General features: G+C 42.4%; 15 protein-coding genes and 1 other RNA gene. 5 read left to right on the forward strand and 11 right to left on the reverse strand.

Features of this window, described 5'->3' with window-relative positions:
* Positions 1 to 65 precede the first annotated feature (65 nt).
* The 3 genes from ABWP91_RS13295 to rsmI form a co-directional block, all read right to left on the reverse strand.
* Positions 66 to 1,136, reverse strand: a complete 1,071-nt coding sequence (locus tag ABWP91_RS13295; protein ID WP_353243641.1) for a 4Fe-4S binding protein — start codon at positions 1,134 to 1,136, stop codon at positions 66 to 68.
* A 546-nt stretch (positions 1,137 to 1,682) separates the two neighbouring features.
* Positions 1,683 to 2,056: RNase P RNA component class A (gene rnpB / locus ABWP91_RS13300), an RNA gene on the reverse strand.
* A 93-nt stretch (positions 2,057 to 2,149) separates the two neighbouring features.
* Positions 2,150 to 3,022, reverse strand: a complete 873-nt coding sequence (gene rsmI / locus ABWP91_RS13305) for a 16S rRNA (cytidine(1402)-2'-O)-methyltransferase (RefSeq protein ID WP_353243642.1) — start codon at positions 3,020 to 3,022, stop codon at positions 2,150 to 2,152.
* A gap of 61 nt (positions 3,023 to 3,083) precedes the next feature.
* On the opposite strand from rsmI, the gene ABWP91_RS13310 reads away from it, so the two are divergent.
* The 4 genes from ABWP91_RS13310 to dolP all read left to right on the forward strand — a co-directional run bounded on the left by ABWP91_RS13310 (position 3,084) and on the right by dolP (position 6,824).
* On the forward strand, positions 3,084 to 4,760 hold the full coding sequence (locus ABWP91_RS13310; RefSeq protein WP_353243643.1) for a penicillin-binding protein activator: 1,677 nt from the start codon (positions 3,084 to 3,086) through the stop codon (positions 4,758 to 4,760).
* A gap of 49 nt (positions 4,761 to 4,809) precedes the next feature.
* The gene (locus ABWP91_RS13315; RefSeq protein WP_353243644.1) at positions 4,810 to 5,184 is read left to right on the forward strand and encodes a YraN family protein; all 375 of its coding nucleotides are present in this window, start codon (positions 4,810 to 4,812) and stop codon (positions 5,182 to 5,184) included.
* Positions 5,185 to 5,648: 464 nt separating this feature from the next.
* Positions 5,649 to 6,239, forward strand: coding sequence for a DnaA initiator-associating protein DiaA (gene diaA / locus ABWP91_RS13320; protein ID WP_353243645.1), 591 nt, complete (start codon positions 5,649 to 5,651; stop codon positions 6,237 to 6,239).
* A 9-nt stretch (positions 6,240 to 6,248) separates the two neighbouring features.
* Positions 6,249 to 6,824, forward strand: a complete 576-nt coding sequence (dolP, locus tag ABWP91_RS13325) for a division/outer membrane stress-associated lipid-binding lipoprotein (protein ID WP_353243646.1) — start codon at positions 6,249 to 6,251, stop codon at positions 6,822 to 6,824.
* A 63-nt stretch (positions 6,825 to 6,887) separates the two neighbouring features.
* On the opposite strand, the gene mtgA is transcribed toward dolP, so the two are convergent.
* From mtgA to arcB, 3 genes are all read right to left on the reverse strand, one after another.
* Entirely contained in the window at positions 6,888 to 7,610 is a 723-nt protein-coding gene (mtgA, locus tag ABWP91_RS13330; RefSeq protein WP_353243647.1) for a monofunctional biosynthetic peptidoglycan transglycosylase, read from the reverse strand.
* An 8-nt stretch (positions 7,611 to 7,618) separates the two neighbouring features.
* Positions 7,619 to 8,269: an isoprenoid biosynthesis glyoxalase ElbB gene (elbB, locus tag ABWP91_RS13335; RefSeq protein WP_353243648.1), complete on the reverse strand. Its 651-nt coding sequence runs from the start codon at positions 8,267 to 8,269 to the stop codon at positions 7,619 to 7,621.
* Positions 8,270 to 8,501: 232 nt separating this feature from the next.
* Positions 8,502 to 10,850 carry an aerobic respiration two-component sensor histidine kinase ArcB gene (arcB, locus tag ABWP91_RS13340; protein WP_353243649.1) on the reverse strand — a complete coding sequence of 783 codons (2,349 nt, stop codon included), beginning with the start codon at positions 10,848 to 10,850 and terminating at the stop codon, positions 8,502 to 8,504.
* Between the two features lie 301 nt (positions 10,851 to 11,151).
* Between arcB and ABWP91_RS13345 the strand changes: the two genes are divergently transcribed.
* Positions 11,152 to 12,558 (forward strand): glutamate synthase small subunit GltD family protein, encoded by a 1,407-nt coding sequence (locus tag ABWP91_RS13345; protein WP_353243650.1) that lies wholly within the window; start codon positions 11,152 to 11,154, stop codon positions 12,556 to 12,558.
* A gap of 62 nt (positions 12,559 to 12,620) precedes the next feature.
* Here the strand turns inward: ABWP91_RS13345 and sspB are convergent, their stop codons facing one another.
* The 5 genes from sspB to zapE form a co-directional block, all read right to left on the reverse strand.
* A complete protein-coding gene (sspB, locus tag ABWP91_RS13350) occupies positions 12,621 to 13,118 on the reverse strand; it encodes a ClpXP protease specificity-enhancing factor (protein ID WP_502935812.1) in 498 nt (165 codons plus the stop codon).
* Positions 13,119 to 13,122: 4 nt separating this feature from the next.
* Complete coding sequence (gene sspA, locus ABWP91_RS13355; RefSeq protein WP_206083565.1) at positions 13,123 to 13,764, reverse strand: stringent starvation protein SspA; 642 nt, start codon at positions 13,762 to 13,764, stop codon at positions 13,123 to 13,125.
* A 523-nt stretch (positions 13,765 to 14,287) separates the two neighbouring features.
* Positions 14,288 to 14,680 (reverse strand): 30S ribosomal protein S9, encoded by a 393-nt coding sequence (gene rpsI, locus ABWP91_RS13360; RefSeq protein WP_004258235.1) that lies wholly within the window; start codon positions 14,678 to 14,680, stop codon positions 14,288 to 14,290.
* A gap of 14 nt (positions 14,681 to 14,694) precedes the next feature.
* Positions 14,695 to 15,123, reverse strand: a complete 429-nt coding sequence (rplM, locus tag ABWP91_RS13365; RefSeq protein ID WP_006814213.1) for a 50S ribosomal protein L13 — start codon at positions 15,121 to 15,123, stop codon at positions 14,695 to 14,697.
* Positions 15,124 to 15,429: 306 nt separating this feature from the next.
* Positions 15,430 to 16,554 carry a cell division protein ZapE gene (zapE, locus tag ABWP91_RS13370; RefSeq protein ID WP_353243651.1) on the reverse strand — a complete coding sequence of 375 codons (1,125 nt, stop codon included), beginning with the start codon at positions 16,552 to 16,554 and terminating at the stop codon, positions 15,430 to 15,432.
* Positions 16,555 to 16,582 lie beyond the last annotated feature (28 nt).

The raw sequence follows: 16,582 nt of genomic DNA on the forward strand, positions 1-16,582 counted from the left end.
CAAAATGACCAAAACAACAAATGCCCCACTCATTTAGTCTGTGTGGGGCTTTTTTTCATTCTCGATTAATGACCTATGCTTCGTGCATTCGGTATAATATGAAACCAATAATTATCAGGCACAGGGCTATCCCATACCCCGAAGAAAGCAGCAATGCCAATCATGATAAATAAGATTGCCAAGGTCAAAATCGCCATGGCAATCCCCGACAACGGAAATTGACGTTTTTGCGTGGGCATTTGCAGTGAAAAATCCAGCGTTGACGCAACTGGGCAGGACTCCACACAGGTCATACAACCCGTGCACTCTACCGTCCTTACCTTGATAAGCTTATCCACTGGAATGCGCGATGGGCAGTTTTTCGCACATTTTCCACAATCAATGCAGCTTTCTACATTACGGCGAATTTTAACGGGTGAAAGTAGTGAAAATAGCCCCAACAGCGCGCCATAAGGACAGAGATAACGGCACCAAACATTGCGAATAAACACACTCAGCACCACCAAAACTACCACGCTAATTAATGCAAAGTCGCTAATATGGCGGAAGAAATCCAACATTTTGACGTCAATAATGATCCCATAAGGTGACATCATAAAGTATTGGATCATCTGCGCTGACATAGAAAATGCAATATAAAGAAAGAAGCTTAACAGCACATACTTTAAGCCTCGCAGTGGAATATCTAGCCATTTAGGGAGATTGATTTGATAACGAAACAATTTTTCCCCTAGTTTCCCTGTATATTCCGATATTGTGCCTATCGGGCACATCCATGAACAAAAGGATTTTTTCAACAGTAAACTAATAAGAATAAACGCCACTAAAAGAAACATCGACGCCCCATGAATCGGCGGAAAGTTTCCTGTTTCTAATGTGTATTTTACATTCATTAACCCTGCAATAGGCAGCCAGCCTTCAATCCCACCCGGACGCGGTAGGTATAGCGTTTCCCCTGCAGTTTCGAAGTAACGTACCCAGTAATAGAAGGTAATACCGATATAAAGGTTTATCGCCAGCAGTATAATTTGGACGACTTTTCGCCATGTTGAGGCATTTCGTCTGTCATTCCAAGGAAGCCTACCACCCACCGTACCGGGACGTCGCATGTAGCGAATATGGGGTTTCTTTGCCATTTAGCCTATCTCTTTAACATGCATTTTAAATACCATTATTGTATTTACATATTCAAAGAGCGTATTGATTTGCATCAGAGCGTGGTGATGTTGATGCTTTGATACAACAAAATGATGAAGGCAGACCAAAAAAGAAAAAGAAAAAGAAAAAGAAAAAGAAAAATATTACAGTTTTTTCTAAATAATTCGAGTTGTGCCAAGGCGGCAAAATGAGGAAATCCCTAGGAGCATACAAAGGTATGTGACTAGGGTTGACGAATGATGCCAACACAGGCACAGCTTGAAGTATGACGAAAAAAGGAGCATACAAAAGTATGTGACTAGTGTTGCTGAACGAAGCTAACGCCGTAACAGCACTAAATATGACGAAAAATTAAAAACGCACTTTTCTTTTAAGCTCGGATTTTTTCTAAATAGTTAGTGCTGTAACAAGGCAGCAAAATGAAGACATCACGGGGAGCATACAAAAGTATGTGACCCGTGTGGCTGAATGAAGCTAACGCTGTGACAGCGCTAAATATGACGAAAAAAGAAGTATGACGAAAAAATGGGAGTTGGCCGATAAGCCGGGTTCTGTCGTGGACAACCATTCATCTAGGCCAGCACTTGCGCACTGGCTCCAGCAACCTACCCGAGTTCAATGCGGGCCGCACCATATGAACCCCTATTTGGTCTTGCTCCGGGTGGAGTTTACCGTGCCACGAACTGTTGCCAGTCGCGCGGTGCGCTCTTACCGCACCCTTTCACCCTTACCTGATCCTGTAAACAGGCCATCGGCGGTTTGCTCTCTGTTGCACTAGTCGTAGGCTTGCACCTCCCAGACGTTATCTGGCACCCTGCCCTATGGAGCCCGGACTTTCCTCCCCTCTACCCGTCTCCCGAAGGGACTACGATAAAGCAGCGGTTGTCTGGCCAACTCCGCGGCGAATTATAGGCACTTTGCTACGGCTTGTACAGACTTTCGGGCAGGCAATTGACGACTTAAGCCTTTGATAGCGCTATTTGCTTAAAAATTATTCATCACCTTGATTATCTAACATCAATTTATACAGCATATTTTTCTTTAAGCCGTAAATTTCTGCGGTGATCGCCGCTGCTTTTTTCGGTGGTAGCTCTTTTTGCAATAAATTAAGCGTGCGGATAACATCTGGTGAAATGGCAGAATCATCTTCAGGCTTCTTATAGCCTTCAACAATTAATACCATTTCCCCACGATGACGGTTTTCATCTTCTTTCACCCAAGCCAATAACTCCCCCACAGGGCGCCCTTCAATAGACTCCCATGTTTTGGTGATTTCGCGGGCTAAAACAACATGACGATCCGGCCCCCAGACTTCCACCATATCTGCTAAACTGTCTAGTAGGCGATGGGTTGATTCATAAAAAATCAGCGTGCGTGTTTCTTGTTCGAGTGATTGCAAGACATCTTTCCGGCCTTTTGTTTTTGCAGGTAAAAAACCTTCATAGCAAAAGCGGTCTGAAGGCAAGCCTGCAGCTGACAGCGCAGTAATCGCCGCGCAAGCACCCGGTAAAGGCACCACTCGAATACCCGCTGCACGGCAGCGATTGACTAAATGATAACCCGGATCATTAATTAAAGGTGTACCTGCATCTGAGACTAATGCGATACTATCACCTTGATGAAGTCTGCTAATTAATTGATCTGCCTTTTGCTGTTCATTATGATCATGCAGAGCAAACAGTCGTGCATTTATCGCGAAATTTTGTAATAAAATGCCTGAATGCCGAGTGTCCTCTGCCGCAATAAGGTCAACATGTTTAAGAACATCCAGCGCGCGTTGCGTGATGTCGCCCATATTCCCAATCGGTGTTGGGACGATATACAGCGTGGATGCCATAACCACAGCTTGATTAGGTTGGTTCATTGTTTCATCCGAATAGCCGGTTTAAAATTAAGCAATTGAAAAATACACCATTGGATACAGTATGCGTCCTTCAATTTTTTTGCATTTGAAAAAAGGGTTAATCTGCACAGCAATGCTGTCTACATTTGCACTCTCAGGGTGCCAAATTGTCTCAGATTATTTTCCTTCCACCCAAAAAACACCTGAGCAAAGTGCGTCCGATGCCAGCAGCTACCAAGCTGTCATTGATGCGGCTCAAGGCAAACCTTCGCTGGAAGCGCTTCGTGCCTACATTAGCCAAGAGCCTTTATTAAAGACAGCGGCTGAACGCCAAGCTAACATCGATGGATTATGGAAGATGTTAACACAGTTGACGCCAGATCAGATTCACGGAATTGGCACAGAGGAAAATATTCTCCAAGGCTGGGTTGATCTACTCGATATTTATCAAAATAACCAAGATGACCCTGACGCCCTCCGCACTGGCTTTAACGACTGGAAAATGCGCTATTCTAACAACCCTGGCGCTGCATTAGCCCCAACTCAGCTTATCCAAGCGATGTTGCCTCGTGTCGGCAGCAGCCCAAAAATTGCCTTATTCCTCCCGATGAGTGGCCAAGGCAAAGTGTTTGGTCAGGCCATTATGCAAGGGTTTATGGATGCGCAAAAAGGTATTCCACAAGGTGCTGTAGCTCCTGTAAGAACGACACCGCCGCCAAGTAGTGGCAACGATGTGCTAGACCAGATTTATGCAGAAGTTGCGAATACGACAGGTGATGCACCAGCAGATACCGATATCCTCACCTCTAGCCTACGTATTGATGCCACACCAGTTAACACACAAACTATCAAAGTGTTTGATACAACAGGCAAGCCAATGCCCCAGTTATTGGAGCAAGCGAAGAACGAAGGTTTCAACCTTGTTGTTGGCCCATTATTAAAAAATGACGTGCAAGCTATCGCACAAATGGGTGCACCCGTTAGCGTATTAGCATTGAACGAATTGGATACCGATCAATTACAGCCACGCCCAAATCTTTGCTACTTTTCGCTTTCTCCTGAGGATGAAGCACAAAATGCCGCTGCGTATATGCGAGCACAAGGTAAGCAAATGCCATTAGTTTTAGTGCCTGCGAATGCGTTTGGGGATAGGATAGCCAAAGCCTTCGCACAAGGGTGGCAGTCAAAAGGTGGCGGAGCGGTATTAATGCAAACCTTCGGTTCAGTACCTTCATTAAAAGAATCTATTAACCGTGGTGCAGGAATTCGAATGACAGGAACACCAGTTAACACTGGCAACCAGTTAGGCGATGCAAGTGGCGTAATCGACTCTGTTTATATCGTTGCGACGCGCGATGAACTCACACTGATTAAACCGATGATTGAAATGGCAATCAGCTCTCGCTCTCGCCCTGCACTTTATACCAGCTCTCGCAGCAACCAAGCAGGTTCAGGCGCAGACTACCGTTTTGAAATGGATGGCGTAAAATTTAGCGAGATCCCACTGCTTGCAGGTGCAAATAATAACCTACGCAAGCAAGCGCAACAAAAACTCAGCAATGATTATTCATTATTCCGTTTATATGCGATGGGGATTGATGCATGGTCATTAGCGAATAATTACGACAAACTGCAACAAGCAGGCCAAGTGAGAATCAATGGTGCCTCTGGAACATTGAGTACACAGGCTAACTGCGTGGTATTTCGTGAATTGCCATGGCTACAGTTTAAACAAGGGCAGGTTGTCCCTGCTCAGTAAAATAAAAGATAAGCCATCAGGATGATGGCTTTTTTCAGACAAGGACGTCATGAAAGCAATTCAAAAATCCTTAAGATGGTTAACTGGCCGATATTACGAAAATCAAGCTCTCACTTTCCTGAAAAAACAGGGGCTAGCTTTTATTGAACGCAATGCCAGAAATCGAGGTGGGGAAATTGACCTCATTATGCGTGATAAAACAGGTTGGGTGTTTGTTGAAGTGCGATTTCGCAAAAATTGTGATTACGGTGACGCACTTTTATCAGTAAACTGGCATAAACGTAGAAAGTTATTAGCCGCAGCCAAGATTTGGCTCGCACAACGGCAAGAGAGTTTCGAAACCAGTGCCTGTCGATTTGATATTTGCGCGATTACGGGCAACCAATTCGAATGGATACAAAACGCCTTTAATGAAGAAGGTTAATATTCGTCAGCAAGCTATTATGTCCTTTACTAATAGCAATTGCAGTCAACACAGCGACGGTCGAACATGACGGATTTACCCTAAATAATTCGTACTGTCGCAAGGCGACAAATGAGCTAATCCCTATGAGCATACAAAAGTATGTGATTAGGGTTAGCGATTGCAGTCAACACAGCGACAGTGTGAACATGACGGGTTTACCCTAAATAATTCGTACTGTCGCAAGGCGACAAATGAGCTAATCCCTATGAGCATACAAAAGTATGTGATTAGGGTTAGCGATTGCAGTCAACACAGCGACAGTGTGAACATGACGGGTTTACCCTAAATAATTCGTACTGTCGCAAGGCGACAAATGAGCTAATCCCTATGAGCATACAAAAGTATGTGATTAGGGTTAGCGATTGCAGTCAACACAGCGACAGTGCGAAGAATAACGGGTAAATTTTTACAGGAAAAAACCAGTGCTAGATAGAATAAAAGTTTGTTTCACCGAAAGCATTCAAACTCAAATTGCAGCTGCCGAAGCGCTGCCCGATGCGATTTCTAGAGCCGCTATGATGATGGTTCAGTCTTTGCTTAATGGCAACAAAATTTTATGTTGTGGCAATGGTGCATCCGCCGCTACTGCACAACGTTTTGCTGCTAGCATGATCCACCAGTTTGAAACTGAACGCCCGAGTCTTCCTGCTCTTGCGCTGAATACCGACAATGCAGTACTTACTGCGATTTCTGGAAGTAAACAGCCCACCGAAATTTATGCGAAACAAGTGAGAGCTTTAGGGCAGCATGGTGATGTTTTAATGGCTATCTCCACCCATGGAAATAGTAGCGATATTATTAAAGCTGTTGAAGCCGCTGTGACACGAGATATGACCATTGTTGCCCTTACAGGCTACGATGGTGGAGAACTAGCGGGGTTACTTGGCCCACAAGATGTTGAAATCCGAATTCCTTCTCAGCGCAGCGTTCGAATTCAAGAAGTTCATCTTCTGACTGTAAATTGTCTATGCGATCTTATAGATAATACCCTTTTCCCCCATCAGGATGATTAAGGAGACAAAATGCGATTAATACCCATTTTTGCCGTAGTAATCAGTACGATTCTTTTACAGGGCTGTATTGGTGCCGCTGTTGTTGGCTCTGCAGCTGTTGCCACAAAAAGTGCTTCTGACCCACGAACCGTCGGCCAGCAGGTGGATGATGGTACGCTAGAAGCTCGTGTAAGTGGGCAATTAAATAAAGATAAAGAAATTACAGGTAAGGCACGTATTATTGCCACTGCCTATAAAGGTAATGTGCTATTAACTGGGCAAACACCTGATATGTCATGGGCTGAACGCGCTAAGCAAATCGCCTCTAATGTTGATGGCACAGTATCAGTTTATAATGAAGTACGTAGCGGTGAGCCTGTCGATTTAGGCACTGCCTCCAAAGATACATGGTTGACAACTAAAGTTAAATCGAAAATCTTAGCGAGTGATAGTGTTAAATCAGGCAGCGTAAAAGTGATTACTGAAAATGGTGAAGTTTTTTTACTTGGCGTATTAACAAGGCAAGAAGGTGATGCTGCGGCTAAAATCGCCAGTGAAACTGACGGAGTCCGTCGAGTTACGACCGCTTTCACTTATCTCAATTAATCATAAACAATAATATATCCGAATAAGAATAAGAGCCATTAGTGAAAAACTATGGCTTTTTTCTTATTCAGACAAAATATCGTTTACTTTCAGAAAATTCTTACCGCCCAAAAGGTGCATTTGGTTCAGTATCCACGCCTGTCTCTTCAAGACATAAGAAGATGGTGATTTCACACTATAGCGATGTGGATTAGGAAGAACCGCCGCTAAAAGTGCAGCCTCACTCATAGAAAGCTTACTAGCAGGCTTGTTAAAGAATTTTTTTGAAGCCTCTTCGACACCAAAAACCCCCTCTCCAAACTCAGCAATGTTAAGATAAACAGTCAGTACTCTCTGTTTTGACCACATAAGCTCCATTACTGGCGTCATTAATGTTTCCAGACCCTTTCTAATCCAGCTTCTGCCATCCCACAACCATAGATTTTTAACGGTCTGCTGGGAGATTGTTGAAGCACCTCTAATTGATTGTTTATTGATCGCATTATGTTTATAAGCACGTTCAATTGCATTAAGATCAAAACCCCAGTGATGTGGAAAATTTTGATCTTCAGATGCGATAACCGCTAAATAAATATACGGAGAGATCTGTTTTTCACTTGCCCAAGCAGAGTTTGAAACATAAGAAAAATTTAAGTTTAACCATGCGCCTATTTGGCGTTCAACCATAACCGCGGAGAATGGCACAGGGACATATTTAAAGATGATAACAGTACAAAACCACACCACAAGTAATGAAAATGTGATCTTCTTTAACCAGTGCCATAATCTAGAAACAATAGTTAGCATTCAAATAATCACGCCATTTCCAATACTTTCTGAACGAGTTTATTAATCCCTATATTTGCTTCAGAAATTGATTGTGCCAGCATATAAGCAGGGGTTGTGACAACTCGGTTAACTTCATCAACAACAATGTCATCAACAGAACATTTGATATGTTTACCGCCCATATTTTCTATTTGTACAATCGTTTCGCTATCATCACCAATAGTTAATTCTACTGATGTATTTAACATTTTCGGTAGCATAACAGGCGCAATACACATCAGCCCTAGCGGCTTTTTCTGCTGGTGCATTTGGCGAACTAAACTTAATAGTTCTTTATTAATTTCGCAGTCACTCCCTTTGACTGCAAAATTACATAAATTTTTTGCCGCGCCAAACCCACCAGGAATGATGAGCGCATCTAGCTTAGAGGCATCAGCAGAGGATAAAGGGGATATTTTACCACGAGTAATACGTGCAGATTCCTCTAATTGATTCCGCTTATCTGTTTTTTCCATTCCATTTAGATGATTTATAACAGCAGGTTGTAAATCATCAGGCGCAAAAAAATGAACTTCAGCATTATTTTCACTCAAAGCCAATATAGTTAATACTGACTCATGAACCTCGCTTCCATCAAATACACCACAGCCACTTAAAATAACCGCAATTGATTTCATATCTTGCTCCATTTGTAGTAAATTATCTCTCAAGCGATAAGATAGACAAACATCAATCTTCATCACAGATTTTAATGAATCTTGTAACAGATTCGCTAAATTTTGGTATCTTGATGTTATTGCTTACCGCGATTAGCCTAATTTAATGATTTGCCTAGAATGAAAACCACATGCAAATCAATGATTTCCCTGGTGTTGGCGCAGTATTCGCGCACCCCAACTTCGGTTGGGGTTATTTTTTTGTACGCTCATCAACCCAGTTTCTTAAAGTTTCTATATCGCCTTTCCAATCCTGTTTTAATTCATCAACCCATTCTTGAACATTATCCCACCAAGCGGGTAAATCAGGAGATTGAATTTGCTGAGCAATTTTCTGTAAATTCCTTAAGCCAACAGAACCCGCTGCACCTTTAATCTTATGAGCTTCTTCTACAATGCCCTTTTGATCCTTTGCAACCATATTCGAATCGAGAATTGCTAAGTAACCCGGAAGCATTTTTTCAAATACCTCTAAACCGTCATAAATTAATTTAGGGCCGACCAATTCGATATATTGCTCCAGCATTTCACAATCTAACCTTGACTCATCAACTGATGATTTTGATATTTCACTAGGTGCTTCATCTTCAGCGTGAGAAGCCTGTTCTCCCCAAAATTGCTCAATAATCTGGGTTAGTGCCGGAACGGATAATGGTTTACTTAAAACGCCGTCCATACCCGCAGAAAAGTACTCTTTTTTATCTTTAAGTACATTTGCTGTCAGCGCAATGAGGGGGGGTAAATCCTCTTTGTCATACTGTTGTTTCAACTGTCTTGAAATATCCAACCCTGTCATATCGGGTAGCTGAATATCTAATAGCACTAAATCGTATTCGCCAGGTGCAAACATGGATAGTGCATCTTTACCCGTCATTGCGACATCAACTGTATTCCCTAGATTTTCTAACACAGAGCATGCCACAACCACGTTTAGTTCAATATCTTCCACTAATAAAATATGTAAAGCGGGTAATGGGTAGTCGTCATCACTTTCTTCAAACTCCACAACCTCATCTTCAACAACGGGGGCAGAAATAAATAACGTAAATGTAGAACCTTCACCTATTTGGCTTTCAACTTGGATATCCCCCCCCATATTTTGTGCTAGTCGTCGGGATACAGAAAGCCCAATCCCCGTTCCTGTTGCAGGTTTCCCCCCTGCAGAATCTGTTACTTGGTAGTACATTGCAAAAATTTTATCTAGCTCATCTTGAGGGATACCAATTCCGCTGTCTTGCACCCTAAAAAACAATTTATTTTCAGACTCTTGCCAGATACTTAGTTTCACTTCACCTTTTTGTGTGAATTTGACCGCATTACCAATCAAATTCCACAATATTTGGCGCAGACGCGTCCCATCCGTGAGTACTTTTTTCGGTAACGCTGGGGCAACATCCAGAACAAATTTAAGCCCTTTAGGCTGGACTAATAGACCACTTAAATTTTCAAGATCATTCACAAACTCAGATAATGTGATTGGTTGGTTATCTAACTGAACCTTACGACGTTCAATTTTGTCCATCTCAATGACATCGTTGAAGATATTTCCTAATGTCACTGCGCTAACATGAATAGTTTTTAAATAGCTAGATTGTTCCGAAGTGAGATCGGTGTCTAACAGAATTCGGCTCAAACCCACAATGCCATTAAGAGGGGTACGAAGCTCGTGGCTGATTGTTGAAATAAATGTGGTCTTCTCCCTACTCGCGTTCTCTAACGCCTCCTGATAGCGTTTACGCTCTGTTATATCGCGACCAAAGCCCATGAGGCCGTGACGTTTACCAACGCGGTCATAAAATGGCACTTTTCGTAGCTCAAAACAGGCTTTTCTACCATCGGGATAAACCAACCATTGTTCATAGGTCAGGGAAACATTATGGCGGAACACTTTTTCATCGGTTTCCATCACTTTGGAGGCAATTTCCACATCATAAATATCTAGTGGGGTCAGCCCAACTAAGTGCTTTTCACTTTTCCCCGTCAGGAGTTCCATTGCCCTATTGCAACCCGAAAATTCGTTATTTTCATTGCGGTAATAAACTAAATCAGGGGAAGCATCAAGAAATGAACGCAGTAATACAGATTGCTGCTCAAGTTCAATTTGGGTTAGCTCACGGTATTTCATTTCTTGCTTAAGTTGCTCAAGCAATTCTAAATGTGCGCGCTCCGCTTTTTCGCGCTCAAGTATTTCAAGATTGAGCTGCTCAATATTCCCTTGTAATTGCGTGTTTAATTCAGCATCACGCTTACGCATGACTTCGAGTTTGTCCACCATACGCGATAGCCGTTGGCGTGACTCCTCCAGTTGTTCGACCACAACAGAAAGAAAATAAACGGCAAGCGGGGTGATGATAAGTCCAAAGAAAATAGACCCGACCATATCCAAACTATCTACGTGCCCACGCAAAAAAATAGTGACAGCCATTTGCATAATCATGGCCAGCACAACAAGTGCGGATGCCAGTAACAGTGAAAACCGTACCAACCCGAGTTTCATCATCAAATCGACATAGTATTGCGCAAGGCCGCGAAGTACTTTCATAACCACCCCTTAGTAAAATTCTCTCTGAATCATATATCAAACAGGGCAGATTCGGATGTTTATTAATACAAAATGTCGATCCTGCTCATTCAATAGCCATTTTTTATCATTAATGGTAAATAACAATCAGATATTTTCTTTGTTTTAGCTTGGGTAAAAATGTTTCTTGAGTGAGTTTTTATCATAATCGATTGAAAAATAAATCAATCATGTGGCTTATACTTACTTTAGCCATGCTAAACTTCCTGTTTGAAAGCCTACTGTATAATGTAAATTCAGACTAAGTTCAGCAAGGAACACCATGAGCTCAAAAATTATCGGTCTCCCACGAAATGAACCACTAAAAAAAAAGGTCGATATTCGAAAAATAAATTTCATCGAAATTTATGAGCCTGATGATGTCGAGAAGATGCAGCAGCAAGCAAGCCGTTGCCTTTCATGTGGCAGTCCGTTTTGTGAATGGAAATGCCCCTTGCATAATGCCATTCCAAAATGGTTAAAGTTAGCGGAAGAAGGCCGTATTATTGAAGCCGCTGAATTATCTCATCATACCAATAGCTTACCCGAGGTCTGTGGCCGTATTTGCCCACAGGATAAACTGTGCGAAGTGGCCTGTGTCCTGAACGACACCTTTGGCGCCGTTACCATTGGTCATATAGAACGTTACATCAATGACACTGCGTTTTCCCTCGGTTGGCGGCCAGACCTTTCCCATGTCTCACCAGTAAATTACCGTGTTGCCATCATAGGTGCAGGCCCAGCAGGCCTTGCTTGTGCTGATGTTTTAGCTCGCAACGGCGTGCAGGTAACTGTATTTGATAAACACCCAGAAATCGGCGGTTTATTAACCTTTGGAATACCTGCATTTAAATTAGAAAAGCAGGTCATGGTGCAACGGCGCGAAATTTTCACCGAAATGGGAATTCAATTTCGACTTAACATCGATATCGGTCAGGATATACACCTAAATACGCTTGAGACGGATTATGACGTGATTTTCATCGCGACAGGTGCTTACAGTGCAATTAAAGGTGAACTGCGCAGAAATGGCGCTCATGGTTGTTATGATGCCCTGCCTTATTTAATCGCGAATACCCGCCATTTAATGCAGCTTTCCCCATCACCACTTGAACCTTATATCGATTTACAAGGAAAAAATGTGGTCGTGCTAGGCGGTGGAGATACAGCAATGGACTGTGTACGAACAGCTATTCGCCAAGGCGCTTCGAAGGTAACGTGTCTATATCGGCGTGACAAACGAAGTATGCCAGCCTCACAAAAAGAGGTAAATCATGCACTTGAAGAAGGCGTTGAATTTCATTTTAATTTACAAGCCACTGAGATTCTTTTGAATGAGGCTAAACAGGTTAGCGGGGTTTCTGTCATTCACACACAAAATGGTGAGTTCAAAGAAGGGCGAACGTCCATAGAGCCTATCATAAATTCAGACTTTACAATTCAAGCTGATGCCATCATTGTGGCTTTTGGTTTTCATCCACACAAACAACCTTGGATTGAAGAGAACTTTGTGCAGCTTGACTCACGGGGGCATATTTGCGCAAATCGCAACAGCCAGTTTCCTTTCCAAACCTCCAACGAAAAAATATTTGCTGGGGGTGATGTGGTTCGAGGTTCAGACCTTGTTGTCAATGCGATTGCGGATGGACGCAATGCCGCTGAGGGTATTTTGCTTTTTTTAGGCGTATAAAAAGGCATAAAAAAACAGAGGGAAATTTCCCCCTGTTTATCTATCAATATGAAGTAAACTCGCTACTTAACCACTCTTAGTGCGGGTCGACCTTTCGGTGGTCTTGGTGGTTCATCGTCCGAAGGCCCTTCAGTGTTATGTTCAACCGACGAGCTATCTTGAACTAATGTAATTCCATCTTCTTGCGGACCATCCATATCTTCAAAATCAGACGATATTTGTGCGTCATATTCGGCTTCAGGTTCAAACATCATTCCTGCACCATTTTCCCGTGCATACACCGCCATAATTGCGGCCATAGGGACATACACTTGACGTGGAACACCACCAAAACGCGCATTAAAACGAACTTCGTCGTTGGTAATTTCAAAGTTACCCACAGCGCGTGGCGCAACATTCAATACAATTTGCCCATCCCGAGCAAATTCCATCGGCACGTTAACAGCAGGAACAGTGACATCAACCACCAAATGCGGGGTCATATCGTTATCGAGTAACCACTCATAGTGGGCACGTAACAGATAGGGGCGACGTGGTGACATTGCTGTCATTTCCATCATACTTTTAGCCTCTTGCTGAGAGACGCATTTCGCGTTCTAATTCAGTCAGAGATGCTAAAAATGCATCACGTTCGAACACACGCTGCATATACATTTGCAAATGTTTGCTATTCGCTGGTTTCAATTCGATGCCCAGTACAGGTAAACGCCATAATAGCGGCGCTAAATAGCAATCAACTAAACTAAATTCATCACTCATAAAGAATGGCATTTCGGCAAAAACAGGCGAAACGGCGATTAATTCTTCCGTTAATTGACGACGAGCACTATCCGCTTCTTGAGCGCTGCCTTTTTCTACTTTGTGCATCAGAGAATACCAGTCTTTTTCAATGCGATGCATTAATTGACGGCTAGTTCCGCGTGCAACTGGATAAACAGGCATTAATGGCGGATGAGGGAAACGCTCATCAAGATATTCCATGATAATCAGCGGATCATATAAAGTCAGTTCACGGTCAACAAGTGTCGGAACGCTTTGGTACGGGTTGAGATCAATGAGATCTTGAGGCGGATGACCGGGTTCAACATGTTCAATTTCGACGCTAACCCCTTTTTCTGCCAGGACGATACGTACCTGATGGCTAAAAATGTCAGTTGGGCCTGAGAACAATGTCATTACCGAACGTTTGTTAGGAGCGACAGCCATTAAAACCTCCAAATTACAAAAATGGACGAAATGTAATTAATTTTTAATTACCCGTTACCCATTTTAAAATCCCCTGTGTTCTACTTTCATTTATCCATACTGAAAGTCAACACAACCCTCCCGCACAAAAAGGCGAGAAATGATGAAATAAAAAAACAGGGGCATATTCTAACAGATTTTGTACAGTTTAGGGGGGCGCAATAGGAAAAATCATAGATTTATTTCATTGAAAGAGAGTTATAGTGCAAAAATCAAAATTAAAAGCTGAATTGATTAATATTTAAAGACAATAAACCTTAAAGTTAGCTCTATGGTTATCTAAATAATATGATGGGGAAACACCATATTTATTATCAAAGAGTGATTATTTTAAATTTTAGACTAATTCGTTATTTTTTTCTGCTAATAATATTTAATTCTTTTTTAAATTATCTTTAAACGTCAGTTTGCTGATTTTTAGGCAATAAAAAACCCGCCATAAAGACGGGTTTTTTCATCAACTTTATGCCCAAAGGGCAATAAATTAACGTTTGGAGAACTGTGGACGACGACGTGCTTTACGCAGACCCACTTTCTTACGTTCAACAGAACGCGCATCACGGGTAACGAAACCAGCTTTACGCAGATCAGAACGAAGAGTCTCATCATAAGCCATCAGTGCACGAGTAATACCGTGACGGATTGCGCCTGCTTGACCTGAAATACCACCACCTTTAACAGTGATGTACAGATCCAGTTTTTCCAACATTTCAACCAATTCTAACGGCTGACGAACGACCATGCGCGCAGTTTCGCGACCAAAGTACTGTTCCAGCGTACGCTGATTGATTGTGATGTTACCGCTACCCGGCTTAATAAAGACACGAGCAGATGAGCTTTTGCGGCGACCAGTGCCGTAGTATTGATTTTCAGCCATTGCTATAATCCCGATTAAATGTCAAGAACTTGCGGTTGTTGAGCCGCGTGGTTGTGCTCATTACCTGCGTAAACTTTCAGTTTACGGTACATTGCACGACCCAGAGGTCCTTTTGGCAACATGCCTTTAACCGCGATTTCAAGCACACGCTCAGGACTGCGAGCAATCATTTCTTCGAAAGTTGCTTGCTTGATTCCACCTACATGGCCAGTATGGCGATAGTAGATTTTGTCTTCGCGTTTTTTGCCGGTAACAGCAATTTTTTCTGCATTCAGAACGATGATGTAATCACCAGTATCCACGTGCGGAGTGTATTCCGCTTTATGCTTACCGCGCAGACGGCTAGCAATTTCTGTTGCAAGACGGCCTAAAGTTTTGCCATCTGCATCAACAACGTACCAGTCGCGTTTTACGGTCTCTGGTTTAGCTGTAAAAGTTTTCATTAAAACTTACCCAATATTGAAGTTACACGTTGGTGAACACTCATGTTCATAAGCTTTCTGAGGTTCACACGACTCTTTGTCCAGTAAACCTACCCCTTCGAGCAGCCTAACTGGCATTATGCGTTATTTTTTGGGAAATAAAAAATAGCGCTGTAACGTGGGGTCGCAAGATTATAGAGAAGTCAGAAACAAAAATCGACCCCAAATGCATTTTTTTTACGTTTGTGTGAATATCCAACGCCATTTGTACTTAATTTGAACGTTTTGGCTTATTTCAGCGCTAAAATTCCCGAGGACGTGTAAAACTTAAGTCAAATGTGGAATTTTTAAATATTCTTCGCTTTGCATTTCTTGTAAACGTGATAAACAGCGTTGGTATTCAAAGGCCAAAAGCTGCCCTTGATAAAGGGATTCCATCGGGACTTCTGCATTAATCACTAATTTTACTTTACGCTCATAAAATTCATCCACCAGCGCAAGAAAACGCCGTGCAGGGTTTTCATCTTTCGTCCCCATCACAGGCACATCGTACAATAAAACTGTGTGGTAACAGTTTGATAAATAAATATAGTCATTTTGGCTACGGGGCTCTTCACACAGCACTTTAAACTCAACAGCTAAAACGCCTTCAGCCGAGCGAAGTACCTGCATTTTTCGGTGATTGACCTCTAAAACTGGGTTTATCTCTCCCTGCTTACCCGCTAGCTTGACAAAAACCTCATCCAAGTGCTGACGATTTTGTGCATTTATCGGAGATAAAAAGAGGTGCGCTTGCGTCAACGTGCGTAAGCGGTAGTCAATCCCTGCATCAACATTCATAACATCACAATATTTTTTGATTTGTTCGATGGCAGGTAAAAACCGCGCCCGTTGTAACCCATTGCGGTATAGGTTATCGGGTATGATATTTGACGTGGCTACCAACGTGATTCCTCGAGCAAATAGCCCTTCTAACAATGTTCCAAGAATCATTGCATCGGTAATATCAGAGACAAAAAACTCATCAAAACACAGCACATCAGTTTGTTTTTTAAATTCATCAGCAATGATATCAAGCGGGTTTTCCTGCCCCTGTAAGGCCATCAAATCCTCCTGCACTTTTTTCATAAAACGATGAAAATGCAACCGAAGCTTACGATCACTGGGCAAGCTTTCATAAAACATGTCCATTAGCCATGTTTTACCGCGCCCCACGCCGCCCCACATATATAAACCTTGAACTGGCTCTATTGATTTATTGGGTGGCGTTTTTCCTAATAAACGGCTAAAAAAACCGTTTGGCCTTTCATTAGGTGCGACTAATGTGCCATTAATAAGCTGCTGATAAATTTTATCTAAACGTTCTACGGCAAGCTTCTGTACGTCATCAGGCTGATAATTGCCATCCGCGAGCGCTTGTTGATAACGCATTGTCGGGGTCATCGGTGACATTAACTGAATAATCCTTAAAAAATTTTCG

The sequence above is a fragment of the Providencia sp. genome (genome assembly GCF_040396775.1).
Classification (GTDB): Bacteria; Pseudomonadota; Gammaproteobacteria; order Enterobacterales; family Enterobacteriaceae; genus Providencia.